29 protein-coding genes are annotated in these 24,902 nt (G+C 43.5%); all 29 read right to left on the reverse strand.

The genetic code is table 11. The features are described from left to right. Nucleotides 1-46: 46 nt before the first annotated feature. The 29 genes from recN to spoIIIAA all read right to left on the reverse strand — a co-directional run bounded on the left by recN (nt 47) and on the right by spoIIIAA (nt 24,731). Nucleotides 47-1,717, reverse strand: coding sequence for a DNA repair protein RecN (gene recN / locus DEAC_RS08005; protein WP_047809536.1), 1,671 nt, complete (start codon nt 1,715-1,717; stop codon nt 47-49). 10 nt (nt 1,718-1,727) lie between these two features. Next, nucleotides 1,728-2,180 carry an arginine repressor gene (gene argR / locus DEAC_RS08010; RefSeq protein WP_047809537.1) on the reverse strand — a complete coding sequence of 151 codons (453 nt, stop codon included), beginning with the start codon at nt 2,178-2,180 and terminating at the stop codon, nt 1,728-1,730. A 69-nt stretch (nt 2,181-2,249) separates the two neighbouring features. Then, nucleotides 2,250-3,074: an NAD(+)/NADH kinase gene (locus DEAC_RS08015; RefSeq protein WP_047809538.1), complete on the reverse strand. Its 825-nt coding sequence runs from the start codon at nt 3,072-3,074 to the stop codon at nt 2,250-2,252. A gap of 3 nt (nt 3,075-3,077) precedes the next feature. After that, nucleotides 3,078-3,887 (reverse strand): TlyA family RNA methyltransferase, encoded by an 810-nt coding sequence (locus DEAC_RS08020; protein ID WP_047809539.1) that lies wholly within the window; start codon nt 3,885-3,887, stop codon nt 3,078-3,080. Nucleotides 3,888-3,905: 18 nt separating this feature from the next. Then, nucleotides 3,906-5,816, reverse strand: coding sequence for a 1-deoxy-D-xylulose-5-phosphate synthase (gene dxs / locus DEAC_RS08025; protein ID WP_047809540.1), 1,911 nt, complete (start codon nt 5,814-5,816; stop codon nt 3,906-3,908). After that, nucleotides 5,791-6,405, reverse strand: coding sequence for a hypothetical protein (locus DEAC_RS08030; RefSeq protein WP_047809541.1), 615 nt, complete (start codon nt 6,403-6,405; stop codon nt 5,791-5,793). Before DEAC_RS08030 ends, dxs begins: the two co-directional genes overlap by 26 nt. 31 nt (nt 6,406-6,436) lie before the next feature. Then, a complete protein-coding gene (locus DEAC_RS08035; protein ID WP_047809542.1) occupies nt 6,437-6,877 on the reverse strand; it encodes a divergent PAP2 family protein in 441 nt (146 codons plus the stop codon). Between the two features lie 14 nt (nt 6,878-6,891). Beyond that, complete coding sequence (locus DEAC_RS08040; protein WP_047809543.1) at nt 6,892-7,758, reverse strand: polyprenyl synthetase family protein; 867 nt, start codon at nt 7,756-7,758, stop codon at nt 6,892-6,894. A gap of 7 nt (nt 7,759-7,765) precedes the next feature. Further along, nucleotides 7,766-8,038 (reverse strand): exodeoxyribonuclease VII small subunit, encoded by a 273-nt coding sequence (xseB, locus tag DEAC_RS08045; RefSeq protein WP_047809544.1) that lies wholly within the window; start codon nt 8,036-8,038, stop codon nt 7,766-7,768. 1 nt (nt 8,039) lies between these two features. Continuing rightward, nucleotides 8,040-9,245, reverse strand: coding sequence for an exodeoxyribonuclease VII large subunit (gene xseA, locus DEAC_RS08050; protein ID WP_047809545.1), 1,206 nt, complete (start codon nt 9,243-9,245; stop codon nt 8,040-8,042). Between the two features lie 298 nt (nt 9,246-9,543). Next, complete coding sequence (locus DEAC_RS08055) at nt 9,544-10,179, reverse strand: cyclodeaminase/cyclohydrolase family protein (RefSeq protein ID WP_047809546.1); 636 nt, start codon at nt 10,177-10,179, stop codon at nt 9,544-9,546. Next, on the reverse strand, nt 10,179-11,030 hold the full coding sequence (locus tag DEAC_RS08060; RefSeq protein ID WP_047809547.1) for a bifunctional 5,10-methylenetetrahydrofolate dehydrogenase/5,10-methenyltetrahydrofolate cyclohydrolase: 852 nt from the start codon (nt 11,028-11,030) through the stop codon (nt 10,179-10,181). Before DEAC_RS08060 ends, DEAC_RS08055 begins: the two co-directional genes overlap by 1 nt. Before the next feature lie 160 nt (nt 11,031-11,190). Beyond that, nucleotides 11,191-12,582 carry an NADPH-dependent glutamate synthase gene (gene gltA, locus DEAC_RS08065; protein ID WP_047809548.1) on the reverse strand — a complete coding sequence of 464 codons (1,392 nt, stop codon included), beginning with the start codon at nt 12,580-12,582 and terminating at the stop codon, nt 11,191-11,193. Continuing rightward, the gene (locus DEAC_RS08070; protein WP_047809549.1) at nt 12,582-13,424 is read right to left on the reverse strand and encodes a sulfide/dihydroorotate dehydrogenase-like FAD/NAD-binding protein; all 843 of its coding nucleotides are present in this window, start codon (nt 13,422-13,424) and stop codon (nt 12,582-12,584) included. Before DEAC_RS08070 ends, gltA begins: the two co-directional genes overlap by 1 nt. A 150-nt stretch (nt 13,425-13,574) precedes the next feature. Next, nucleotides 13,575-14,081, reverse strand: a complete 507-nt coding sequence (nusB, locus tag DEAC_RS08075; RefSeq protein WP_047809550.1) for a transcription antitermination factor NusB — start codon at nt 14,079-14,081, stop codon at nt 13,575-13,577. 15 nt (nt 14,082-14,096) lie between these two features. Continuing rightward, nucleotides 14,097-14,342: a DUF2273 domain-containing protein gene (locus DEAC_RS08080; RefSeq protein WP_047809551.1), complete on the reverse strand. Its 246-nt coding sequence runs from the start codon at nt 14,340-14,342 to the stop codon at nt 14,097-14,099. Then, nucleotides 14,339-14,854, reverse strand: a complete 516-nt coding sequence (gene amaP / locus DEAC_RS08085) for an alkaline shock response membrane anchor protein AmaP (protein ID WP_047809552.1) — start codon at nt 14,852-14,854, stop codon at nt 14,339-14,341. Before amaP ends, DEAC_RS08080 begins: the two co-directional genes overlap by 4 nt. A gap of 51 nt (nt 14,855-14,905) precedes the next feature. Continuing rightward, a complete protein-coding gene (locus DEAC_RS08090) occupies nt 14,906-15,301 on the reverse strand; it encodes an Asp23/Gls24 family envelope stress response protein (RefSeq protein ID WP_047809553.1) in 396 nt (131 codons plus the stop codon). Between the two features lie 230 nt (nt 15,302-15,531). Next, nucleotides 15,532-16,878 carry an acetyl-CoA carboxylase biotin carboxylase subunit gene (gene accC / locus DEAC_RS08095; RefSeq protein ID WP_047809554.1) on the reverse strand — a complete coding sequence of 449 codons (1,347 nt, stop codon included), beginning with the start codon at nt 16,876-16,878 and terminating at the stop codon, nt 15,532-15,534. Between the two features lie 11 nt (nt 16,879-16,889). Further along, nucleotides 16,890-18,806, reverse strand: a complete 1,917-nt coding sequence (gene accB, locus DEAC_RS08100) for an acetyl-CoA carboxylase biotin carboxyl carrier protein (protein ID WP_047809555.1) — start codon at nt 18,804-18,806, stop codon at nt 16,890-16,892. Nucleotides 18,807-19,161: 355 nt separating this feature from the next. Further along, nucleotides 19,162-19,521: a response regulator gene (locus DEAC_RS08105; protein ID WP_047809556.1), complete on the reverse strand. Its 360-nt coding sequence runs from the start codon at nt 19,519-19,521 to the stop codon at nt 19,162-19,164. Between the two features lie 124 nt (nt 19,522-19,645). Continuing rightward, nucleotides 19,646-20,215, reverse strand: a complete 570-nt coding sequence (locus DEAC_RS08110) for a SpoIIIAH-like family protein (protein WP_053006326.1) — start codon at nt 20,213-20,215, stop codon at nt 19,646-19,648. Nucleotide 20,216: 1 nt separating this feature from the next. Then, nucleotides 20,217-20,780 carry a stage III sporulation protein AH gene (locus tag DEAC_RS08115; RefSeq protein ID WP_047809557.1) on the reverse strand — a complete coding sequence of 188 codons (564 nt, stop codon included), beginning with the start codon at nt 20,778-20,780 and terminating at the stop codon, nt 20,217-20,219. Between the two features lie 29 nt (nt 20,781-20,809). Continuing rightward, entirely contained in the window at nt 20,810-21,385 is a 576-nt protein-coding gene (locus DEAC_RS08120) for a stage III sporulation protein AF (RefSeq protein WP_047809558.1), read from the reverse strand. Between the two features lie 12 nt (nt 21,386-21,397). Further along, nucleotides 21,398-22,576 carry a stage III sporulation protein AE gene (gene spoIIIAE / locus DEAC_RS08125; protein ID WP_047809559.1) on the reverse strand — a complete coding sequence of 393 codons (1,179 nt, stop codon included), beginning with the start codon at nt 22,574-22,576 and terminating at the stop codon, nt 21,398-21,400. Nucleotides 22,577-22,583: 7 nt separating this feature from the next. Further along, entirely contained in the window at nt 22,584-22,970 is a 387-nt protein-coding gene (gene spoIIIAD, locus DEAC_RS08130; protein WP_047809560.1) for a stage III sporulation protein AD, read from the reverse strand. Nucleotides 22,971-22,981: 11 nt separating this feature from the next. Next, the gene (gene spoIIIAC / locus DEAC_RS08135; RefSeq protein WP_047809561.1) at nt 22,982-23,179 is read right to left on the reverse strand and encodes a stage III sporulation protein AC; all 198 of its coding nucleotides are present in this window, start codon (nt 23,177-23,179) and stop codon (nt 22,982-22,984) included. 20 nt (nt 23,180-23,199) lie between these two features. Then, a complete protein-coding gene (locus DEAC_RS08140; RefSeq protein ID WP_047809562.1) occupies nt 23,200-23,709 on the reverse strand; it encodes a stage III sporulation protein AB in 510 nt (169 codons plus the stop codon). Beyond that, complete coding sequence (spoIIIAA, locus tag DEAC_RS08145) at nt 23,709-24,731, reverse strand: stage III sporulation protein AA (RefSeq protein WP_053006327.1); 1,023 nt, start codon at nt 24,729-24,731, stop codon at nt 23,709-23,711. The genes DEAC_RS08140 and spoIIIAA overlap by 1 nt, the downstream gene beginning before the upstream one ends. Nucleotides 24,732-24,902 lie beyond the last annotated feature (171 nt).

Below are 24,902 nucleotides of genomic sequence, written 5' to 3' on the forward strand. Positions count from 1 at the left end.
TTTTCACTAACATTTTGTCTCGCTTTTACTTAATTTGACTGAAAAATTAAGACTGTTTCCGGCAACGTTCAAACAATTCCTGTGCATGCTGGCGTGTAATATCTTCCTCGTCCCCTCCAAGCATGCGGGCCAATTCTTTAAGTCTTTCAGTTTCTGATAAAACGCTAACCCTCGTGCGAGTTCTTTCGCTGTCTACCTCTTTCACGATACCATAATGAACTTCGGCGAAAGCAGCTACCTGTGCTGCATGCGTAATACAAAACACTTGTTTATCCTGAGCTATTTTCGCTAACTTTTCACCAACTTTATAAATGGTTCTCCCGCCAACTCCGCTGTCCACTTCATCAAAGATAAAGGTACCTACTGATTCTACTTTGGCCAGCATACTTTTTAAGGCCAGCATCAGACGAGACATTTCTCCCCCTGAAGCAACTTTGTTCAGTGGTTTAGGAGGTTCTCCAGGATTAGCAGAAAAGTAAAATTCAAGAGTTTCCGCTCCCTCTAAGGTGGGCTCTTCAATTGCTGTAAAGCGCACCTCGAAAGCACTTCTTTCTAAACCCAAATCCGAAAGTTCCACGATCAAACCTTTTTCAATCAGTTCTGCCATGTCCCGTCTCTTGGCACTGAGCTTCCCAGCGAAGGTCTCATAAGCTTGGCGTGCTTTTTCCTTCTCTTCCTGAATTTGTACCTGCTTTTCATGAGAGTGAGTTATCTGCTCTAGTTCTGCGAGCAACTCTTCTCGCTTGGCTACGATTTCATCAATGGTTGCACCATACTTTCTTAACTTGGAGAGTTGAATAAGCCGTTCCTCAATCTGGTCCAACCTGCCGGGTTCAAATTCCAAGTTGTCCTTATAGCTGCGGACTTGATGGGCTAAATCTTCTGCCGCATAATAGATGGTCTCCATCACTTCTGAAAGATTTAGTTCCTCATCCCAACGCTTTAACTCCTGGAGGGCTTTCAAAGAGCTTGCCAATAAATCAATCGCAGCCGGTTTTCCCGCAGAACCTTCGTATAGCAAGGAATAAACTTCAGAAATCAGGCTCGTAATACGTTCAGCATTATTCAAACGCTTTTTCTCTTGAACCAGTTCTTCTTCCTCACCAGGCTGGGGATTAATGGTATTAATTTCTTCAATCTGATATTGCAGCATTTCTTCCCTGCTGGCCCGATCTGCTTCAGAAACAGACAATTCTCTTTCTTCACGCAGGACAGCCAGATACGATCTTGCAGCATTTTTCACAAGACGGACGTCATCTTGAAGGCCGCCTAAGGCATCCAAAAGTTTACGGTGATTGTCGGAGTTAAAGAGGGATAAATTTTCGATTTGCCCATGGATATCTACAAGTCCTTCACAAAGTGAGCGATATAGAGTAAGGGGAATCGTCCGACCCTGAATACGACAAATATTCTTTCCTGAAGAATTGATTTCGCGGTACAGAAACAGTTGACCATCTTCCGCCGAATAACCGGCATCCTCCAGTCTTAAAAGGCATTCCTGGGCTAAGTCGCTGAACACCCCTTCAATTTTCGCCTGTTTCTCACCATGCCTCAAAAGATCTGAACTCGCACGCCCGCCCAAGAGTACCCCCAAAGCATCAATCACCATAGATTTTCCGGCCCCAGTTTCCCCGGTAAATACCGTTAAACCTTGTTGAAAGGATAAACGGACATCTTCCATCAAACCAAAATTTTCGACATGCAGCTCCTCGAGCATAATATCCCTCCTAACCGAGCAAGTCCGTCAGCCGTTTCAAAACTACTGGTACAACTTCTTTAGGCTTGATCACAAGAAGTATTGTATCATCTCCCGCAACCGTTCCAATAACTTCTTCCCAACTCATATTATCCATAACTGCCGCCAGAGCATGTGCATTTCCTGGTATCGTTCGAATCACAATCAGGCTTTCTGTATCATTGATAGAGATTACCGTTTCTCGTAATAAACGTTTAAGACGGTCTTGGAGATTAGTCGGATGAACTTCGGTGGGAATCGCATAACGATAATCATCATCGGCAGTAGGAATCTTAGTCAAACCCATTTCCTTAATATCCCGAGAGACGGTTGCCTGAGTCACTTCAAAACCAGCTTGATGTAATTTATCAGCAAGGTCTTCCTGCGTCCGAATAATCTCCTTAGTAATAATTTCTTGAATTTTCATCTGGCGACGAGCTTTCATCAATTTGCCTCCTGTTTCATTACACAATTCAAGAATATAGAGCCGCGTTATTTTGCCGCACCTCTCAACTCAGGTCTTTTCGTGCCAACGATCCCTTAACTTCTCTCGAACTACTTGGGGAAAACTCCGATTACCTAAGCGAATAAGTTTTGCCCGAATAGAAGCTTTTTGAATAATGACAGATTCACCCGAACGAAGTTTAATACTATTTCTACCATCAAAACTAACGAGGCATTGCTCCCCATTGGACAAAAAAATTTCGATTTCCTCCTGATCCGAGACAACCATCGGCCTGGCGGACAAGGCATGAGCAGCCAAAGGTGTAAGAAGAACGGCTTGAACGTTTGGACTAAGAATTGGACCGCCTGCCGATAGGGAATAGGCAGTAGAGCCTGTCGGTGTTGACACAATCAGACCATCTGCGGGATAGCTAACAGAGGGTTCACCGGATAAATTAGCTTGTAGTGTGATAATTCCTTCAGGACTCTCACGTGAAAAAACCACATCGTTCAGAGCAAGCTGTGTATATGCTTCAACGTCGTTTCGTTTAACCACAGCCCTTAACATAAGTCGTTCCTGAATTTGATAGTCCCGGTTAAGTATCTTTTCTAAAGCCTGAAATACATCAATTTTCTCGATTTCACATAAAAAACCCAGTCGCCCGAAATTAACTCCCATAACCGGAATTCCGTGAGGTGCACCTTCCCGAGCTGCCTCCAGCAGGGTACCATCCCCGCCTAAAGAGATCAAAAAGTCCGTTTTATGTTTAATTATATCTTCCCATTGCGATAAAACGACCCAGCAACGTTTCCGAAACCAGTCATTTATCTCCTGAGCCAATACAGTTGCTTCTGGTTTGCTCTTATTAAGCCATAAACCCACGGCTCTTTCCATTTGTTATTCCGTCTCTTTCTGAGCATGTTCAACAACAAACTCCAGCTCATTCTTCCAATCGATTCCTGACGAGGCCCCTAGTTTTAACCAAGCAAGATATTCTATATTTCCTTCCGGGCCACGGATCGGCGAGTATTCAAGGCCCAATATGCGGAAACCTGAAACTTCCGCTTGACTGAGAACATCCATAATAACTTGTTTATGGACCATAATATCTTTGACAACACCCTTTTTGCCCACAAATTCTCTTCCGGCTTCAAATTGAGGCTTAATCAGAGTGAGTACTTGGCCCTGTTCCTTTAAGATTTCTTTCATTGCTGTAAAAATCTTGGTTATCGAAATAAAAGCCACGTCGGAAACGACCCAATCCACTCGTTCCGGCAAAGAATCCTTAGTTAAATATCGAGCATTCACTCGTTCCATGGAGATTACTCGAGGATCAGTACGCAGTTTCCAATCTAACTGTCCATAGCCTACGTCTACAGCGTAAACGCGTTTGGCTCCATTTTGCAAGACACAATCTGTGAACCCTCCAGTGGAAGCTCCTATATCGACAATGACTTGGTCAGTAAATTGAAGTGAAAAGGTTTCTACAGCTTTGGCTAATTTTAATCCTCCTCTTGAAACATAAGGCAAGATTTCTCCTTTTATTTCAATTCGAGAATTATTCGCCAATTCTGCTCCGGGTTTATCGACACGCTGCCCGTCTACAAAGACGATTCCGGCCATAATCATGGCTTTAGCCTTCTCCCGACTAGCTGCCAAATTATTTTTCACCATTAAAATGTCAATACGTTCTTTTCCTTTAGACAATAGTTTCTTTTCGTCCCTTCATTTGCCGGTAGACACTCTATCCGGAGATTGGGTGATGGATCCGACTATTTTCAAACGCTCAATGGCTTGAATAATTCCCTTAACAGATAATCCTTGAGCCATATGCAGCTGGGAAATTGATCCCTGTTCCACAAAACCAGTATATCCAAGACGTTCAACGTTAACTCCCTGAATTCCTTCTTCTTCTAAAAGTTCAAGAATAGCGCTGCCCATACCACCTTTTAAGACATGATCCTCAATTGTCACGAAATTTTCGGTTTTTTGCGCATAGGATAAGATCAATTCTCGGTCAAGCGGATTAATAAAGCGCAAGTTGATTACTGCAGCCTCGATGCCCCTATGACGCAATTCTTGCGCAGCTGAAAGACAAATTTGTACCGTAGGACCAATTCCGATCAACGTTACATCTTTACCATCTCGCAACACTTCCCCCTTGCCAATGGAAATCTCATGCAAGGGTTCTGTCAGGGAAACACCTTGACCCGCCGATCTCGGGTAACGCAAAGCAACTGGACCATCATACTTCAAGGCCGTTAAAATCATATGGCGTAATTCATCCTCATCCTTAGGAGCCATAAGAACAAGATTAGGTATAATCCTTAAAAAGGAAATATCAAAAACACCGTGATGAGTTGGTCCATCATCGCCTACGACTCCTGCCCGGTCAATAGCTAAGACAACAGGAGCATTTTGCAGACAAACATCATGGAGAACCTGATCATAAGCTCGTTGATAGAATGTCGAATAAATGGCAACAACCGGTTTAAGTCCTCCAAAAGCTAGACCAGCGGCAAACGTTACAGCATGTTGTTCCGCAATCCCTACGTCAAAAAAACGTTCCGGAAATATTTCCGCAAAAGTCTTTAGCCCTGTCCCACTTGGCATGGCAGCACTTATAGCAACGATTTTAGGATCATCCTTCGCTAATCGGCAGAGAGTATCCCCAAAAATTGCGGTATAGGTTGGTGGTGACGATTTTTTTATAATCTTGCCTGTTTCTGGATCAAAGGGAGCCACCCCATGAAATACATCAGGGTTTTCTTCAGCAGGTTTAAATCCTTTTCCTTTACATGTCACTACATGTACAAGGACAGGTCCCTTTTTATGCTTAGCCTGATCGAGAACTTCTTCTAATAGAGCCTGATCATGCCCCTCAATTGGGCCCAAGTAGGTAAACCCTAATTCCTCAAAAAGCAAGCCGGGAACCAACAAATATTTCAAGCTGTCTTTTGCTTTGGCAACCATTTTAGCAACTTTCGAACCTATTTTAGGAATACGTTTCAATAACTCCTCAATTTCTTCCTTACGCTTGTCATAAAGCGGGTCTGTTCTTAAACGATTGAGATAGGAAGACATTGCTCCGACATTAGGTGAAATGGACATTTCATTGTCATTGAGAACGACAATAATATTTGTTTCATTATGGCCGGCATGATTTAAAGCCTCATAAGCCATCCCACCGGTCATAGCTCCATCTCCGATTACTGCGACCACATGATGATCTTCACCCAGAATATCACGGGCCTTAGCAAAGCCAACCGCTGCCGAGATAGAAGTACTGGAATGACCTGTTTCAAAGCAATCGTGTACACTTTCAGAGCGTTTGGGAAAGCCAGAGATACCATGATATTGACGTATTGTAGAAAATCTGTCAAAACGACCCGTTAATAATTTATGAACATAGGTTTGATGACCAACATCCCAGACAATCTTGTCCTTAGGACTGTCAAATACCCTATGCAGTGCTATTGTCAATTCGACGACTCCAAGGTTAGGCGCTAAATGTCCGCCATTTTTAGAGATCACATCAATCATATGTTTCCGAATCTCTTGAGCCAGAGTGTTAAGCTCGGCCAAATCCAACGAACCCAAGTCATTTGGCTCATGGATTTTTTCGAGTAGTCCCATCCTTTTTGCCCCCTCGTTTATTCGCTCCGGTCAGATTCCAACCCGTAATTTGTTCGAAAGCAGCAATAACACTCCCGACCCAGGCAATAATTGTATTTGCTTCTTGAATAGCCAGTGACTTACCTATTGCTTTACCGGTGACAGTTATTGACGCCACCAAGGCCAAGATAATCGTCGTTAACCAAATTTCTTTCGTTCCAAAGTTCGGATATAACCGGACTATATCTATAACAATTGCCGCTGCCAATACTCCGCTTAAAGTTCCTGTAACATCTCCCACAACATCATTCGCCATATTGGCTACCAAATCTGCATGCCGTACAAGGAACACCGTTTGACGTGCACCCTGGACACGGTTGGCAGCTCTGGCATGGTGAGGAGCTTCCTGAGCAGCGGTGGCAGCTATCCCTATAATATCGAAAACAATATGCACTCCAATTACGGTTAAAAGCAAGAAAGCTGCAACCCATAAGGATGAGGTTTTGCGAATTAATAACTCTGAACTGACCCCAACAACGGCTGCAATAAGAAAGCTTCCAATGAAGACAAAGCTTAGATGCTTCAAGCTTTTACGTTTGCGAACTGCCAACGTTCCGTAAACCTCCTCAATATATATCTGATCAGATTAAAAGCCCCACAATAATCCCTACGAGAACACCGCCAAACACCTCTAATGGCGTGTGTCCGATTAATTCTTTTAAACGGGCTTGGGACAGATCTGACCCTTGGGACAATCGCTCAACCAGTTGATTAAGGACTTCTGCTTGTTTGCCAGCTGCTCGCCTGACTCCCGCAGCATCATATAAAACAACCATACCATAAACAGCAGAGACCGCAAAAATTGGAGAATTCCATCCATAATATTTCCCGATCCCCAAAGCTAAGGCACTGACCGTAGCAGAATGAGAACTTGGAAATCCTCCAGAACTTAATATAAGTTGAAGGTTGAATTTACCGGCCACAATTAAGTTTATAACAACTTTCAAAAGTTGGGCAGCAAGCCAAGCCGTTACTGCCGAAACAAGTATCGCGTTATAGAAAATTCCTGGAAAAATGGGCATGGTAGCACCCTCTTTCAATGCTGGCGTTGTTCGATATAAACAGCGAGATCGCCAAGAAACTCAGCGCGGTTATCCAGCAGCTTTAAGGCGGATTGAGCTCCTTGAATTTGAGCATGCAGCACGCGTTTCGCTTCTTCAAGGCCCAATATCGAGACGTAAGTTGCTTTCTCTTGACGTTGATCACTGCCTGCGGGTTTACCAAGGGTCTCGCTGTCTCCGATTACATCTAAAATATCGTCTTTTATTTGAAAGGCCAGCCCTAAAGCTTGAGCATACTTGGTTAAAGCCTCAATCTGCTCCTCGCTGCCTCCCGCTAATATCCCGCCAAGACGAGCAGAAACTGTCAATAAAGCACCCGTCTTCGCTTTATGTATTTCTTCGATCTCTGCCAAAGAAAGTTTTTTTCCTTCCCCAGCAATATCTAAAACTTGTCCTCCCACCATACCGTTTTTTCCCGCCGCAACAGCCACTTCACGGATAACTCGAAGCTGCCTTTCGGGTTGACAAAGAACTGGATCGGCGAGAAATTCAAAAGCATAGGTTAACAACCCATCCCCTGCCAAAATTGCATTGGCCTCTCCAAAAACCTTATGATTAGATAATCTTCCCCTTCTATAGTCATCATTATCCATTGCCGGCAGATCATCATGAATTAGAGAATACGTATGAATTAACTCCAGAGCTATAGCGGCGGGTAAAATTTTTTCCGGATCTCCCCCCACTGCTTTCGCCGAAGCTAAAGCTAAAACTGGCCGGATACGCTTACCTCCTCCAACCAGAGAATAGGACATGCTTTCACTTAGTTTATCCTTGCCCCAGGGCATTTGAGCAAGATACTTCTCAATCACAGCTAGATACTGTTGAAAGGTTTCCTGGAACACTTCTCTCTCATCCTTTCACATCGAAACTAATGGGCTGAATCTGAAGTTGTCCATCAGGATCTTCAAGTAAAACCTGCATTTGTTTCTCCGCCTGATTTAGCACCCTAGAACAATGTTGGACGAGAGCAACACCAACTTTAAAATAGTTCAAAGCATTTTCCAAAGGAAGGTCTTTCTGTTCAAGGGCCTTAACAAGGGATTCTAATCGTTCAAATCCAGTTTCCAAAGAAATAGCATCTCTTTCTTCTGATATATCAAAATTGAGAAGCTCCTCATCCATATTATTCAATCTCCTTCTCTGTTACCTTGCAGACCAACCGTCCCTCACTTAACTGAACGCGAATCTGTTCCAGTAACTCGACATTTGCAGCCGAACGAAGAAGTTTTCCTTCTTCATTATAGGCCAAAGAATAACCTCGGCCTAAGATCGCCAACGGACTTAGTAAATCCAGTTTTGCCGCCAATAAATTTAGTATACCATTTTTATCATTGACAAATCTAGTCATGCCTTCCTGAAGACGCATGTGAAGGCTATCCAAACGCTGGCGATTCTGGTCTATTCTCCAAAACGGATCCTTAAGCGGGCCCTTATTAGCGATCCCCGCAAGCTGTTGGCGTTTACGCTCAATTTGCGCTTCTAAACCATTCTTCAAACGAGTCCGCAATTGCTCGACTTGCAGCTGCAAATCAACCAGTATGGGAACAGCGAGTTCAGCCGCTGCCGAGGGAGTTGGAGCTCTCAAATCTGCCACGTAATCAGATATAGTTACATCAGTCTCATGTCCAACTGCCGAGATAATGGGTATTCGGGAGGCCGCTATTGACCTTGCAACAATTTCCGTGTTGAAGGCCCACAATTCCTCGAGAGAGCCGCCGCCTCGTCCGATAATAATAACGTCAACTGCTTCTGAACGGTTTAAACGATCAATTGCCTGGGCAATTTCTTGCGGAGCCAATTCACCTTGTACAGCAGCAGGTGCCAAAACCCATGAAAGCTTTGGATGACGTCGCCCCATAACATTTATTATATCTCGAATAACTGCTCCTGTTGGGCTGGTTACAATCCCAATACTGCGAGGATAAGCAGGAATCTTTTTTTTTCGCGCAGGGTCAAATAATCCCTCTGCGGCCAGCTTTTTTTTTAGCTGCTCAAAGGCTAAGTAGAGTTGTCCTAGACCACTTGGTTCCATTTCCTCAACATAAAATTGTACCGTTCCCTCACGATCATAAATGCGCAGATTGCCGCGTACCAGGACTTTCAATCCATCAGACGGGGCAAAACGAACTCTTTCTGAACGACTTTTAAACATAACGGCTTTTAAACTGGAAAACTCGTCCTTCAAGGTGAAATACCAATGCCCGGAGGCACGATGATTCTTAAAGTTCGAAAGCTCCCCGCTGATCCAACAATTTTGAAAATCTTTTTGTTCCTGAAGAACTTGACCGATTTGACCCACAAGTTCAGATACCGACCATATTTTGGGCACAACCTTCACCTCAAAATCATTATACCATTAGAAAAGCGGATCGAGTCAAGCTTTCCGGACCTCACTAAAAACAACAGATTAGTTCAAACCTGAATGACTTCGTATTTGTTGGGTCTTACCACAAACAAAGCGGCCGTTGCAAAATGCATTAAGCGCCCTCTCAAAACAAAACCATGCATAAATAGTGGCTTAAATCATCCACTTAAATGCATGGCTTTGTTTATTAATCATTATTGGTCAGTCATAAGCGTCAGATATGAAAATCAATACCTGTAGTGCCTTTAACTTATTTTCGCTCTTAAAGTCTGCTTTGTACCACGGCAACAGTTTCTGCACAAATTGCAGCAGCCTGTTCAAATAACCGAGTCCGTTCGGCCTTAACTCTTTCTTGGTATTCCTGATCTTTTATCTGAGGCAGATTAATATCGACACTAAGCATCGCCGATTTCAGAGCGTTTTCTGCCAAATAAGCAGCGACTCCTACATCACTAATGGCGCCCTTATTTCCAATTGGCGCTAATTCTTGAGCCAATTGTAAAACTTTAAAACAATTTTGGGCAATTCCCAGCGGGGTATTGGTAGCCGAAACCAATACTTCCTGCAGCTTATTAGCCCTCATAACTTTTTCTTCTTCAGTACCCTTTGGTAATTTTAATACCGCCATAAAATTCGAGAACTCGGCTATATCTTGACTGAGTCCTTTTTTTAAGAGGTCCAGAACCATTTCCGCCTGTACTAAAATCTCTTTTACCTTTGGCTCAACCTCTTTATATTTCTCCTTGCCAATGGTAAGATTAGCGACCATACATGTCATTGAAGCAGCAAGAGCGCCAACATACGCAGAAACGCTTCCTCCACCCGGCGTTGGCGAAGAACTGGCGGATACCGTTAAAAATTCCTCTGTTGTCCATTGCCAGATTTGATTCAAGTCCATTATCGCTTACCTCCTTGCAAGACAATTCCTTTAAGAACATTGCGCATGATCAAAGCTGTTGTTAAAGAGCCAACTCCGCCGGGAACAGGAGAAATCAGGTCAGCTACCTCTTTGACGGCCTCAAAATCCACGTCTCCGCAAATTCCTTCCGGTGTTTCATTAATTCCTGCATCAACAACAATGGCACCTTGTTTAATCATATCCTTCTTAATTAATTTGGCACGTCCGACTGCAGCGATGACGATATCTGCCTGGCGAGTAAAGGCACCAAGATCCGGTGTTTTAGAATGGCAAATGGTTACGGTTGCGTTATGTTTTAGAATTAAGAATACTAACGGCTTACCAACCGTTTCTCCACGGCCAACGATGACGACATGCTTGCCCGCAATTTGTACACCTGAACGAATAAGCAGCTCAATACAACTCTGTGGAGTAGCCGGGAACAATCCTTCCTCACCGCTTAAAATATAACCTCGATTAATCGGGTGTACCCCGTCAACATCTTTATCCGGGCGAACAGCTGCCATGATTTTTTCTTTGGCAATACCTTTGGGAAGAGGGAGCTCAATCATTATCCCATGGACATTCTGATCTTGGTTAAGTTTTTCGATTTGAGCCAGAACTTCAGCTTCAGGCGTACTTCCAGACATAACAAACAATTCGAAGGCCATGCCCAGACTTTCACTGACTTTTTGCTTTGACCGAGCATAAACTACGGATGCCGGATCATCTCCAACCAAGATTACTGCGAGCTTTGGTCGGATACCTTTTTCTTTCCACTGAACGATCTCCTCACGAATTTCTTCTTTCAGAACTTTTGCTACTGCCTTTCCATCTAGTAGTTGCGCCAATTGACACACTCCCCTCATTAATTTCGGCTATACCTTGTATACCACCCATCACAAGTTAATTCGGGCCTATTAGTTGTAATATTATAAAAAGACTGAAATCTTTTAATCGAATTTAGGCTGAATTCGTTTGACAAACAAAATTCAGCCTAAAAATTTAGTATTATTTCGTTTTTAGGTAAGCATCAATACCGGCAGCAGCCTTTTTACCGGCACCCATGGCCAGAATAACTGTCGCTGCACCTGTAACAATGTCTCCGCCGGCGAAAACGCCAGATTTCGAAGTCATTAGTGTCTCTGGATCTGCGACAATATTACCGCGCTTATTTAATTCTAAGCCAGGTGTCGATGTCGTTACTAACGGATTAGGTCCTTGTCCAATCGCTACGACGACAGTATCCATTTCAATCTCAAATTCCGAACCAGCAATAGGTACCGGGGCGCGTCGTCCGGATGCATCCGGTTCTCCCAGTTCATAACGTAGGCAAGTTAAACTTTTCACCCAGCCCCGTTCATCCCCTTCAATGGAAACAGGATTCGTCAAAAGACGGAATTGAATTCCTTCTTCCTCAGCATGTTCAAGCTCTTCTTTCCGAGCCGGCATTTCGTCACGTGAGCGACGGTAAATGATATAAACATTTTCAGCACCCAAACGCAGCGCTGTACGCGCTGAATCCATGGCCACGTTTCCGGCGCCGAGAACTGCCACATTCTTTCCGACTTTAACAGGGGTTGCATAGTCCGGGAATTTATATCCCTTCATTAAATTCGTTCTGGTCAGAAATTCATTAGCTGAATATACACCATTGAGATTTTCTCCAGGGATATTCATAAAATAGGGCAAGCCTGCACCTGTGCCGATGAATACGGCATCATAGCCGTTTGCCATTAGTTCATCTACAGAAGTTACTTTTCCCACAACTTGATTGGTGAGGATTTCAACTCCCATTTGTTTTAAGGTATCAATTTCCGTTTGCACAATGTCTTTAGGAAGACGAAACTGAGGAATACCATACATCAGAACGCCTCCGGCAACGTGCAGCGCTTCAAAAATCGTAACAGCATGTCCAGCTTTCGCTAAATCGCCGGCGCAGGCTAAGCCTGCTGGTCCTGCACCAATAATTGCAACTCGTTTTCCGCTCGGTTCAGTTTTTTCCATCTCAGCTTTTTTCGATTTCATACCATAATCTGCTGCAAAACGTTCAAGACGTCCGATAGCTACAGGCTCCCCTTTTATGCCCAGAATACATTTACTCTCACATTGACTTTCTTGAGGACAAACTCGGCCACATATTGCAGGTAAGGAATTCTTGATTTTTAAAACTTTAGAAGCTTCCTCAAAGTTTTCCTCAGCAATTTGTTTAATAAAATCTGGAATTAGCACTTCCACCGGGCAGCCAGTGCGGCATAACGGTTTTTTACACTGCAGGCAGCGCTGAGCTTCCTCGACAGCCATCTCTTTAGTATAGCCCAGAGCAACCTCTTCAAAGTTATGCGCTCTGGCCTTTGAATCTTGGCAGGGCATTTCGTGACGGGGTATTTTGTTCGCGGCCATTAATGATGCCCTCCTTCGTGATGACATTCTAAACGAGCCTTAGCTCGATTTTCTTCATCTTTGTAAAAGGCGAGGCGCTTCATAGCCAAATCAAAATCAACCAAATGACCATCAAACTCAGGACCGTCGACACAAGCGAATTTTGTCTCATTGCCAACGCTGATACGGCAAGCACCACACATACCAGTTCCATCAACCATAATTGGATTCATGCTGACAATAGTTTTTATACCTAAAGGCCGAGTATACTCTACAACCGCCTTCATCATTACCATTGGGCCAATTGCCCAAATAGCAGCAATTTTGTGCCCTTCGCTTAAGACTTTTGCTAAACCATCGGTCACAAATCCTTTTACACCGGCACTGCCATCATTGGTAGCAATGACTACTTCATTGCTCACGGCGCGCATTTCTTCTTCCAAAATCAAGAGATCTGCGCTCCTGGAACCCAACACCGAAATTACATGATTGCCGGCAGCCTTTAATCCCCTAGCAATGGGATGAATCGGAGCGATCCCCAGGCCTCCGCCGATACATACAACTGTACCATAGTTTTCAATTTCAGAAGCAACTCCCAAGGGGCCGACGAAATCTTGGAACGCATCGCCTTCATTCATCGTAGTAATGATCGCCGAGGAGTATCCCACATCTTGAACAACAATAGTAATTGTTCCTTTTTCACGATTATAATCCATGACAGTCAGCGGAATTCGCTCGCCAACCTCATCAACCCGGACAATTACGAATTGTCCGGGCTCAACCTTAGCAGCTACAGCCGCAGCTTCAACTTCCAGCAAGGCTATACCTTGAGCCAAAAGTCTTTTTTTAACAATACGGTACATTTGACTCCTCCTCAATGTCCATAGTAATTAACTTATATTTAGTTATTTATTCGATATCTTCAGGTCAATATCCTTCAAAAATAGTTTAATAAAATGTATATAAAAAAATCATTTATTAAAGTATTTAAACTCATAAGAAAATTAATATAATTAGCTGCCACTCGGTGATTTAAAATCCTTCGAATTAGCAATTGAGTCCATGGATTTTTTTGGCATCGACAATCCACCATCAGTCGCTTTAGCATTTCCTTTCGCCACGCTGTCTACTATTCGATCAAGGATTCCGTTGACAAATTTCGCCGATTCTTCCCCTCCAAAGGATTTGGCTAATTCTATGGCTTCATTAAGACTCACTCTGCCTGGTATATCGGATCGAAAAAGGATCTCGCAGGTAGCTAGACGTATGACATTGCGGTCAACATTGGCCATTCTCCCAATTGCCCAGCCTTGAGCAAAGGCAGCAATGGTTTTATCAATCTCCTCTAAATGAGCAATTGTATCATCGACAAGTTCTTGCGCAAAAATCTTACTGATCTCCGGTACTTTAAATTCTTCCGCCCAGCGCTCAACTTCTGCTGAAGTTTTCAGAGCTTCTTTTGTCAGGTCTTTTTGAAACAGCACCTGTAATGCCGTTTCACGAGCTAATCTACGGCTCAAGGATTATTCCTCCTACTACTTGTTTATTGTTTTTTCCAGCCAAGTCATAATATCCTGATGATCATCTTGGCGTTTACCTATTATAAATCCCAGAATAACAAAAAATACAAGTACCACTGTGCGCCAAAAACCTAGAGTCACCATCAATAGCCCCAACGCAAAGCCACTAACAGTTCCAATAAATTTACCAGGATGATGTTCTAAGGCCCACATGACAAACCCAGAGATTTTCTCTCCTATGCTTTGCCAAAAATTACTCATCGAACACGTGCCGTGTGCACTTTTTCCAAGCGCCGCACCAGCACTTTCACCTCTGTTACTCTGATTCCAGTATAAAGTTCAACATCCTCTTTTACTTTTTCTTTCAGCTCTTTTGACAGCTGAGGTATTAAAACTCCTTGCTCATATTGGCATGAGACAGTAATTTGAAGACCTGCATCACGCTCCCTGAACTTTGATTGAATCTCCATGACACCAGTAAGCGCTTTCGCACTGCGGGCAATAATCTCTTCAAGTGCTTCCTGGGAAATTCGAACCTCCCCTCCGCTTGAAGGTGTTTGGAAGGTGCGATTAGAGTTATCATGCGGTTTTAGGAGCAGGAGCAATCCCCCTAAAAGCAAGAAAGCGGCCGCCGCTAAACTCTCCCAAGGATTCCATTTAAGCCAGTGGAGTCCCTGAAGCAATAACATATAAGGGAGTCCCCACCCAGTGGCCATGGCAAATATCCAAAGTGCCCCCAGAACCATGAGAACTCCCAAAATAAAGGCTAACAAGTGTCGTCCTCCTTTCAGAAACCCCCCCTGGAATTCCAGGGGGGGCCTTTTTTACTTCAGACGGAAGTCTTCTTCTTTGCTTTCCGATACCGATTTGAAGTTAACCCCTTGTACATGTACATTTGCTTCCACAACCCTCAGTCCGGTCATACTTTCAATGGCATCCTTAACGGCCTCTTGAACCTTATAAGCCACTTCCGGAATCGATACTCCATACTCCACAACAATAAAAAGATCTACGGCAACCTCGTGTTCGCCAACCTCGACTTTAACCCCTTTGGATAAATTTTTATTTCGCCCTAACATTTGCGCAAGGTCCCCTACAAATCCTCCGCTCATACCAACGACACCCTCAACTTCTGAAGCTGCTAATCCAGCAATGACCTCCACAACCTCATCGGCAATACGGATGGACCCCAAGGAGTTCTCCGTTTCAAGACTTTCCACTATTTACACCTCCCGCTGCAAATCAATATTCATATAAGTTCAAATCCGAGTTAGAGTTAACCCAAGACCTCGATCAGATCAGCAAAAAGATAAACCCAAGTATCCTCTAATCGTTGCTATTATAACAAATCAAGGGCATTCTGGCAAAGATTATTGTTTACATCTTTGAAGATACCCTCGATTAAGAATCAATAATTAAGTTTTATCTGTGCTTGTAAAATCCATTAGACCTATTCTCCAAGAATACGACGCTGAATAAAATTCGTATAAACTTCCCCGCGCCGATAAAAGGCGTTCTCTAAAACTTTTAAATGGAATGGTATGGTGGTATGAATTCCTTCAATTACAAATTCCTCAAGGGCACGTTTCATCCTCTGGATAGCTTCCTGTCTGGTAGCCCCCCAAACGATCAGCTTTCCAACCATAGAATCGTAGTAAGGGGAGACCGCATAACCTTGATAAGCAGCGCTGTCCACTCGGACTCCCGGCCCTCCGGGAGCATGATACAGTTTCAGCGTACCCGGTGAAGGCATGAAATTTTTGTCTGGATTCTCAGCATTAATTCGGCACTCAATGGCCCAGCCGCGAATTTCAATATCCGCCTGCGTATAGCCTAATGGTTCTCCTGCCGCTAAACGAATTTGTTCTTTCACCAAATCAAGACCTGTTACAAGTTCTGTGACCGGATGCTCAACCTGGATCCTGGTGTTCATTTCGATAAAATAAAAATTCCCATGGCGATCAAGCAAAAACTCAATGGTCCCGGCATTGGAGTAATTTGCCGATTTGGCAGCTTTCACGGCAACAGCACCCATTTTAGCCCTCAATTCAGGAGTTAAGGCGCTGGACGGTGATTCTTCCAAGAGCTTCTGGTGACGGCGCTGCAGAGAGCAATCTCTTTCTCCCAGATGTACAACTTCACCATATTTATCCCCCAGGATTTGAATTTCAATATGCCTGGGTTCTTCGACATATTTTTCCAGATAAACATCGGAGTTGCCAAAAGCCGCCTGAGCCTCTGTTTGAGCAGCTTGAATTGCTTTACTCAGCTCCTTAACATTCTGAGCAACTCGCATTCCTTTACCCCCGCCTCCTGCTGAGGCTTTTATTAAAACTGGATAACCGATACTTTCAGCAACTGTTTCGGCCGTGTGCAGGTCTTTAATAATGTCCTTTGATCCCGGAACAACCGGTACTCCTGAATCAATCATCGTTTTTCGGGCTATGGCCTTATCGCCCATCATCTCTATGGCTTGCGAGGATGGTCCAATAAAGGTTATTCCGCAAGACTCACAAATCTCAGCAAAACGAGCGTTTTCAGATAAAAATCCATAACCGGGATGAATCGCATCAACACCTGTTAATTCGGCCGCACTAATGATATTAGGAATATTCAAATAGCTTTTAGAGCTTGCAACCGGTCCAACACACACCGCCTCATCTGCGGCCTTCACGTGTAAAGCTTCTCGATCTCCTTCAGAAAACACGGCGACAGTTTCAATATCCAATTCATGACAGGCCCTAATGACACGAAGGGCAATTTCTCCTCGATTTGCAACCAGGATTTTTTTAAACATGCCTCTACTCCTTATTTTTCGATGATAAACAGCGGCTGACCATATTCTACCGGTTGCCCGTTCTCGACAAGAATTTCAATTAACTTTCCTTCTACATCCGATTCGATTTCATTCATCAATTTCATAGCTTCAATAATACAAACAGGCTGCCCGATGCTGATTTGCTGTCCTACTTCAACAAAAGGATCCGCATCCGGCGCTGAAGCATGATAAAAGGTTCCTACCATGGGAGCAGTTATGGTTTCGATATTTTCCCGCTTCGCTATATCTGAAGAAACAAGAGGTTCTTCGCTGCTTACCTCAGCCTGGACATTGGGGGTCACCGCAACACTTGTTTTAACTTCCTGCCGGACAGGTGCGGCAACCGGGACACAAGATTGCGAGTTTGTCCCCTTGCGAATAGCTATTTTCACCCCATCACTTTCCAGATTTAACTCACTTATCTCCGTATCGTCGATTATCTTAATTAATTCTTTAATTTCCTTCAAGTTCATTTTTAAATCCTCCTTAGATAATCCCATCTTCCACATTTCACTCGCAGCCTTTGTATCCTTAGGCACATTGGTGCCAGTTTGAATTTCCCTGTTAGGAAGAATGCCCTTTTTTCTATCTTCAAAAAACTTCTTAGCAATTTGAGGAAACATAGCAAAATTCATAACATCCTCGGGGGAATTAGCTAACCCTAAACTATCCCGTTCGGCTTTCTCCATCCCCGGTTCTAAACTATCTGCCGGACGTATAGTCATAGGCTCCTCGTCACCAATGATTTTTCTTTGTATATCAAGATTCATTGGAGCCGGCGGACGGCCATACAAACCGCGAACATAAGCCTTTACTTCACCAGGCACTAATTTATATCTTGCCCCGCTTAGAACATTTAATACAGCCTGAGTTCCAACAATTTGACTTGTAGGAGTGACCAGAGGCGGATAGCCCAACTCTGCCCGAACCTTAGGAATTTCCTCCAACACGTCATGAATACGGTCAAGAGCCCTTTGCTCTTCCAATTGAGAGACTAAATTCGAAATCATTCCTCCAGGAACTTGATGTTCGAAAACCCTCATATCTGTAATTCGTGTGATCCCACGTTCAAAACCGCGGCTTTTGCGCAAAGCTTCAAAGTACTTCGAAATATGGAACAAATGTCTAAGATTCAAACCGCTGTCGTAGTCGGAATCTTGAAAAGCTCGAACTACTGTTTCCACTGGCGGCTGGCTTGCTCCAAACGCTAAAGGAACACTCGCCGTATCGATAACATCAACACCGGCTTCTGCGGCCTTTAAATATGCTCCAACAGCCATTCCGCCAATATAATGACTGTGCAGATGAACCATAATTCCCAGTTTCTTTTTCAGGAGGGAAACTAACTCGTAAGCTTTAAAGGGTGTCAGAAGTCCAGCCATATCCTTTATACAAATGGAATCTGCGCCCAGTTCCGCAAGGGCTGTGGCAGTTTCCAGATAATGATCAATGGTGTGTACAGGACTCATGGTATAAACAACAGATGCTTGAACATGAGCTCCTGCCTTTTTAGCCGCTTCCATGGGAACAACCATATTTCTCACATCATTGAGTGCATCAAAAATCCGAATAATATCAATGCCGTTTTTTACGCTGAGAGAGACAAACTCTCGTACCACATCATCGGGATAGTGCTGATAACCTACTAGGGACTGCCCCCTAAGCAGCATTTGTAAAGGAGTCTTACGAACCCGACGTTTAATCTCCCGCAGGCGTTCCCAGGGATCTTCACCTAAAAATCGCAGACAAACATCAAAGGTGGCTCCTCCCCATACTTCCAGAGAAAAATACCCTGCCTCGTCCAGCTCTTCTAAAATCGGCAGCATATCCTCTGTACGCATACGAGTAGCCCAAAGGCTTTGATGAGCGTCCCTTAGTGTCGTATCTGTAATTTTAATCGGTTTCACTGCCGTTGCCCCTCTCTTAAGTTGTTTTTTTTATCTTATTTAAGACGATACTTTACCTAAGTAAAACATATCTCTTATTATATGGGGCAGCGTTGCTATTTTCAACGCAAGAATGTAAAGTATATTGTATTTTACTTCCCTACGGAAAAATTCAGTTGCTATATATCAGCATGATCCAGCATTAAAAAGCTGTCACGCCAGTGGCAGCTTTTTAATGCTTAAACTTTTTCATTCAATCGTAAAACTCCCACTTCTACAAGGGGAAGTGGTTCCCATACCTTGCTTCAGTGGGGGGTAGAGTCCAGAGGACACTTTCGCCAGTGAAGTCCCGATGTTCAGCTTTGGCTGAACAAATTCACTCAAGGTACTTCTTCACAATTCGCAACAGTTCATCTGGGCGGAAAGGTTTTGAAATAAAATCTGCCGCTCCCCGCTGTAAAGCATCAGATACCGTAGCTTCACTGGCTACGGCACTACAAATGATTACTTTGGCTGAGGGATCAATCTTTAATATTTCCTCAAGTGCAGCCAGACCGTCAAGTTCCGGCATAGTGATATCCAAAATCGTTAAAATGGGTCTATAAGTTCTAAAGAGCTCAACAGCTTGCAAACCGTTTTCAGCTTCCAAAGTTTCGGGAAGACCTTTACGTGCTAGAATTTCGCCGATCATTAAGCGCATAAAGCTAGCATCATCCGCAATTAAGATTCTTTTCATTCGGAGTTTCTCTCCTTTAACCAGGACTTTAGCCCCGAGACTTCAGCCCAATCTATAGTAGATTCGTGCTCAATGTTGATTTTCCTGCTCATGAGTTTGAATTTTTATTGAGGGATTTATTCACTCACTGTTTTGTTGATATCATAATCTTATCCAAACTTACTTTTGTAACTCGCACAACAACCTCTTGAATAAGACTGATTTCGTTAGGCGTTAAACCTGAAGAATAAACAATCACTGTTACATTATCTGGGCAGACATCTGTAACCAGATCTTTAAATCCCTTGATCTTTAAGAGATTTTCGATTTCATCTTCTTTTTCAATCTTCGAACTAAGTGCCAGCCATTGTTCCTGAGCTTGAATTTTAGTTTTTTCCACCGTTGAATCCAGCAATTCTGAGATCATTGATTTCGTTTCCTGCCGAAACTGATCTCTCTTTAAACGATAATTTACAAAATAGTTTTCTCCGGTTCCATTCGGCTGAATGGTCTCATATTGGATTTTAATTGACGAATCAACAAGCGATGAAGAAGATTTGGTTGTCGGCTTCGCTGCAGCCACATGCCGTGGGCTATTAATCCAAACCCATAACGCCCCAAAAATTATGATTAAACAAACAGCCAATCCCAATACTCTCCATAATTGCAGAAAATTATTTATGATAATTAGAGGCTTGCGCAGTTTACTCTTCACATTATTCTCCCCCCATTGGAACCACAGTAATTTTAGCGCTGGGAATACTCAAGAGAGTTTGAACTGACGTATGAATCGCTTCCCTTACCTTAGGATCACGAGCCCCCTCGGCAATTACTAGTACTCCAGCTACCTCAGGACGGTCTTCCATCACCATAACCGGCTGAGAGGAACCATTGGGCATAACTACTTGATTGTTCTCCGTAACCTGTGTAGTTTCTCGAGTTCCTCCTGTTTTATCCGTCTCTTTAGATGTGTTCTTCGTGACATTTTGATTGCGGGCATATTCGGTCTTCAGTCCCGTTGCTAAACTTACGGATACCTGAACTTTACCTACACCATCCATTAATGATAAATTCGCTTGAAGTTTGTTCTCTAATTCTTTTTCCAAAGCAGTGATTTTCGAACCTGAGGCTGCTATCGACGAGCTTGTAGGCACGGCTTGCGTTTTGGACATAGGATTTTCCGGACCTTTGCCCAAATAGATAAAGGACATGCCTATAGCGACGAGTGCTACTAACCCCACTAAAGTTTTTTCCGAAGAAATATATTTTGTCAGATTCACAAATTGCTGCCTCCTTCCAAACTAACATTTTAAGTTTCTCGAACATGAATTAGGTCTTTCGGCAAGCTCATTAAGGCCGAAATTTTATCTCGTACTTCTTCACATCGAGAAGATTGCGATTTGACATCAGGCTGTGATCCTATTTCTATGGGTTGAACGGGTTGTATTCCAGCTTTATCTAACGATAACGTTACATTAATGTTCGAAATCTTTGGCTGATCGGTCATACCCCCTCCACCCTCTGCAAATTTTATAACCACGACGGCAGATTTAACGTCTTTTGTCCCAAGGGCCAATGCTTTTATCTGGTTTTCGAGAATTTGCTGGTATTGTCCCTGCACAGCATCCCGCCCGACATTCATCTCCTGTCCTTCGGCGATTGTTGGCAGGTCTTGGGGTACTGAAGCACTCCAAGCAGGCACTCCCATTGCCAGCGGGGTATGTAAAAAGGTCGTAATAGGAGAAAGTACTGCTGAAATTACAAACAACCCCATAACCATTTGCACAAATCCCCGCATGGATTTATTCGGTAAAAGCATTTCCAGAAAGGTTGCCATAAGCAAGATCAACGCTAAATTCCGCACCAGGTTTTGCAGCGTCTGCACCCTATCTCCTCCTCAATGCAACATTACAGATAATGTTCCTGTTCCGATTACCACCGCAATTGTCATAAAAAACATAATTCCCACCGAAGCAACAGTTACCAAAACAAAGATTAAACTTTTAGACATATCCTGAAGACTGTCTGCCAAGGCCTTTTCCCCAAGCGGTTCTATTAAAGCAGCAGAAATTCGAAACACAAGGATCATGGTTAAAAGCCGAAGCAGGGGACCTAGGCAAATTACGATAATTGCCAGCAAGGCAACAATTCCCACTGCATTTTTTAACAACAGCCCTGAAGTTATGACTAATTCTACGGCATCCTTAAAAAACTTCCCTACCACCGGAACAAGATCAGCCGAATATTTGGCTGTTCTAAATGCGACACTGTCGGCTACTCCTCCCGTGACTCCCTGAACAGTCATAATGCCGATAAATATTGTCAGGATCACACCTAAGGAAATTTTTCCTACAAATTCAAAGAGTCCTGCCAGCTTACTGAGTTTGAACTCCTTAGAGATTTGATTAAAAAGCTTTAATACGGCAGCCAGAAAAAAGAGCGGTAAAATAACCGTTTTAATAATTGTTGCTAAGACAGTCAAACTCCCCAAGATAAGCGGTTTAAAGAGCGCTGCACTGGTGAGATTTCCCATAGTAATTAATAACGTCATCATCACCGGAAACAAGGTTTGCATTAACCCTACCATTTGATCAATAACACCCGATGCAATAGTCAAGGCCTCACGAAAAGAGGTAAGCGCTATACTCAGAAGAACAAGATATGTCATAACTTGAGCTGTTTTGCCAACATTTCCGCTGAAGGCAGTTTGGAGTTGATTTAAAATTCCTCCTAAGGCTGCGAGCACGAGCAGTTTTCCAATTAAAGGAACATTAGCAGATATTTGGCGAGCTAAAATTCCAAGCAGTAACTGACCAAATTTCTCAGGTGATAAGTTTAATGTTCCGCTCTTTAAATCCTCAAACATTTGACTTAAGGAAAAACCGGTTCCACTTTGGGCATCCCGATCCAGTTGGTCCAGAAAGCCCCGCAGTTGACTTAAATCAATCTGTCGGGAAAGTTCCACCTTAGGCAGCTGCTGTGAGGGGATTTCAGCGGCAAACACGCTAGGAGTTGTCCCACTCAATAAGACAATAAGGAAAAGAATCACTTTAATTATAGCTACCCTCAAATGCATCACCACCTCACGGAACAAGTCTCACTAAGGATTCTGTTATGGCAACAATAATTGGCAACGCTAAAACTATAACCCCAACTTTGGCAGCAATCTCAATTTTTGTCGCCAAGGCTCCTTCGCCTGCATCTCGACAAATTTGGGCTCCAAACTCGGCCAAATAGGCCACACCCACAATTTTTAAGACAATCATTAAATAATAAGAACTTATATTGGCTTGATCCGCCAACGTTTGCAGCAGGTCAATAATGACTTTGATTTTGCTCAAAATCAGGATAAATATAGTGGCACCGGCGAGAATAGAAAGTTGTAACGCTATTTCAGGACGGAACTGTTTTAAAACAACACTTATGATGGTGACAATAAGGGCTAGTCCGACGATTTGCCATATTTCCACATCTTGTCCCCCTAATATAGGTTAAAAACGCTTTTTACTAAGGTAAATAATTCTGCGATGGATTGTACCACTATATAGAGAACCACAATCACGCCGATAATGGTTACACCTTGAGCCATTTCCCCTCTTCCGGATTGATTTAAAACGGAAGCCAAAACCCCAACTAAAATCCCAATCCCAGCTACTGTAATAATTAAATTGAAGCTCATTCTTTCGACTCCTCTCTTGGTTATATTAAAATGAGCACTCCTGCAACTCCGCAAAGGAACCCTAAATAGGACCACATTTTGGCTTGCTTTTCTGACCATAATCCTACTTGATCTTTCAGCATTGAAAGCTGGCGCAAGACAAGCTGCAATTGCTTCTGCTGTTCTTGACTGTCAGATCGTCCTAATCCTCTGCCAATATCTCGAATCACCCGCCAATCTTCTTCTTTTAAACAAAACCGGGATCTTTGCAGAGATATCTCTTCATTCCAGGCTTTTCCTGCCGATTCTCCCCTCTCTAAACGCAGCTGAAGGGCAGAGAAAAAATCTTGCCATGGCGGACTCGTTCGTTCCTTTAAGACACAAAATGCCTCAGGTAAAGGGGTTGACCCCCAAACAATTTCTGTCTCCAAAAGAGTAAGAGCGACTAAAAATCCTCTAAGTTCTTCCGGTCTGCGTCGAACTCGCTGAGCAAGCCAGAGTCCCATAGATCCACAGCCGGCAATAAGGACAATACATCCGAACACGATCATTAAAGGCTCCTCCCCGTTTTAAGGTCATAAACTCCTGCAATAGTACCCGGTCCGGTTTGTCTATTCAGCACAACCAATCGTTCAAACACTCCTTCCTCAAGTAATTGAGCTAAGGTTGGTCTTGTTTTAGCTTCTTCAAGAGAACTCGCATGAGCCGTACATAAAATTCGCACCCCTGTACGCAAGGCATCTTTTAAGGCTTCAACCTCATCAAGATGCCCCAACTCATCCATAACGACAACTTGGGGAGCCATAGAACGAATCAACATTGATAAACCGTATGCCTTGGGGCAGCCGTCGAGTACGTCCGTACGATAACCAAGATTGTATGAGGCTGCCCCCTGATTCATTCCGGCAAGCTCCCCCCGTTCATCGATAACTCCCACGTTCTTCCCCTCAAGTCCCAGGTGGGGGACCCCATTGCTTATTAACCGAATAAGGTCACGCAGAAGAGTTGTTTTTCCGGCCCGCGGCGGAGAAATTACCAAGGTATGATAGATGAAGCCGTCCTTACGGCATAGTTTGGGCAAAATCCTCAGCCCTTGTCCTTGAATATCACGGGCAAGGCGAATATTCAAAGAGGAAATATGCTTTAGCTTGAGTAGTTTACCTTTTTGCAGGACCGCCTCTCCCGTGACTCCAACCCGATTTCCTCCCGGCAGGGTTAAAAAGCCCTGCCGCAAATCTTCTTCTACTGCATAAACGGAACTTTGAGTCATCTTCTCCAAAGCCGCTGTCAAATCGGCCATGGTAATACAATAGGCTTTGTCCGGCGATGTAGTTTGTCCTTCGCAGTTAAGAAACAGGTCTTTATCCGACGTTCTGAGCATTAAGGGTTGACCAACTCGTAATCGTATTTCTTCAGCCTCCAGGAACTCAAAACCTTGAATTTTATGAAAAATCGAGCAAACTGTTTCACCAAACCATCTCGCCATATCTCCCCAACCCGTTGACTTTTGCTCAGACCGTGAAGGCGATACGTTTTTTGCTTGGATGACAGATAACTGATAATGCAGCGACACGCCTTTGCCCCCCTTAATTGAAGGTATGTCCTCTCAGGCAATTTTAGACATGTTCAAAAGGGAAAAAGTATTTATCTTTATAAAAACGGAGGTGTTGTAAAACGAACTTAAGTAGTTCGTTTTACAACACCCCCGTTTTTGTGCTCCAAAGTGAGTAAAACTCGAAGCGCT

It is taken from the genome of Desulfosporosinus acididurans, from assembly GCF_001029285.1.
Lineage (GTDB): Bacteria > Bacillota > Desulfitobacteriia > Desulfitobacteriales > Desulfitobacteriaceae > Desulfosporosinus > Desulfosporosinus acididurans.

What these genes read in the sequence shown, in the direction of transcription:
- recN (WP_047809536.1), bottom strand. Translation starts at nt 1,717, where the DNA reads ATGCTCGAGGAGCTGCATGTCGAAAATTTTGGTTTGATGGAAGATGTC.
- argR (WP_047809537.1), bottom strand. Translation starts at nt 2,180, where the DNA reads ATGAAAGCTCGTCGCCAGATGAAAATTCAAGAAATTATTACTAAGGAG.
- DEAC_RS08015 (WP_047809538.1), bottom strand. Translation starts at nt 3,074, where the DNA reads ATGGAAAGAGCCGTGGGTTTATGGCTTAATAAGAGCAAACCAGAAGCA.
- dxs (WP_047809540.1), bottom strand. Translation starts at nt 5,816, where the DNA reads ATGGGACTACTCGAAAAAATCCATGAGCCAAATGACTTGGGTTCGTTG.
- DEAC_RS08035 (WP_047809542.1), bottom strand. Translation starts at nt 6,877, where the DNA reads ATGCCCATTTTTCCAGGAATTTTCTATAACGCGATACTTGTTTCGGCA.
- xseB (WP_047809544.1), bottom strand. Translation starts at nt 8,038, where the DNA reads ATGGATGAGGAGCTTCTCAATTTTGATATATCAGAAGAAAGAGATGCT.
- DEAC_RS08055 (WP_047809546.1), bottom strand. Translation starts at nt 10,179, where the DNA reads ATGGACTTGAATCAAATCTGGCAATGGACAACAGAGGAATTTTTAACG.
- gltA (WP_047809548.1), bottom strand. Translation starts at nt 12,582, where the DNA reads ATGGCCGCGAACAAAATACCCCGTCACGAAATGCCCTGCCAAGATTCA.
- DEAC_RS08070 (WP_047809549.1), bottom strand. Translation starts at nt 13,424, where the DNA reads ATGTACCGTATTGTTAAAAAAAGACTTTTGGCTCAAGGTATAGCCTTG.
- DEAC_RS08080 (WP_047809551.1), bottom strand. Translation starts at nt 14,342, where the DNA reads ATGAGTAATTTTTGGCAAAGCATAGGAGAGAAAATCTCTGGGTTTGTC.
- accC (WP_047809554.1), bottom strand. Translation starts at nt 16,878, where the DNA reads ATGTTTAAAAAAATCCTGGTTGCAAATCGAGGAGAAATTGCCCTTCGT.
- DEAC_RS08105 (WP_047809556.1), bottom strand. Translation starts at nt 19,521, where the DNA reads ATGAAAAGAATCTTAATTGCGGATGATGCTAGCTTTATGCGCTTAATG.
- spoIIIAE (WP_047809559.1), bottom strand. Translation starts at nt 22,576, where the DNA reads ATGCATTTGAGGGTAGCTATAATTAAAGTGATTCTTTTCCTTATTGTC.
- spoIIIAC (WP_047809561.1), bottom strand. Translation starts at nt 23,179, where the DNA reads ATGAGCTTCAATTTAATTATTACAGTAGCTGGGATTGGGATTTTAGTT.
- DEAC_RS08140 (WP_047809562.1), bottom strand. Translation starts at nt 23,709, where the DNA reads ATGATCGTGTTCGGATGTATTGTCCTTATTGCCGGCTGTGGATCTATG.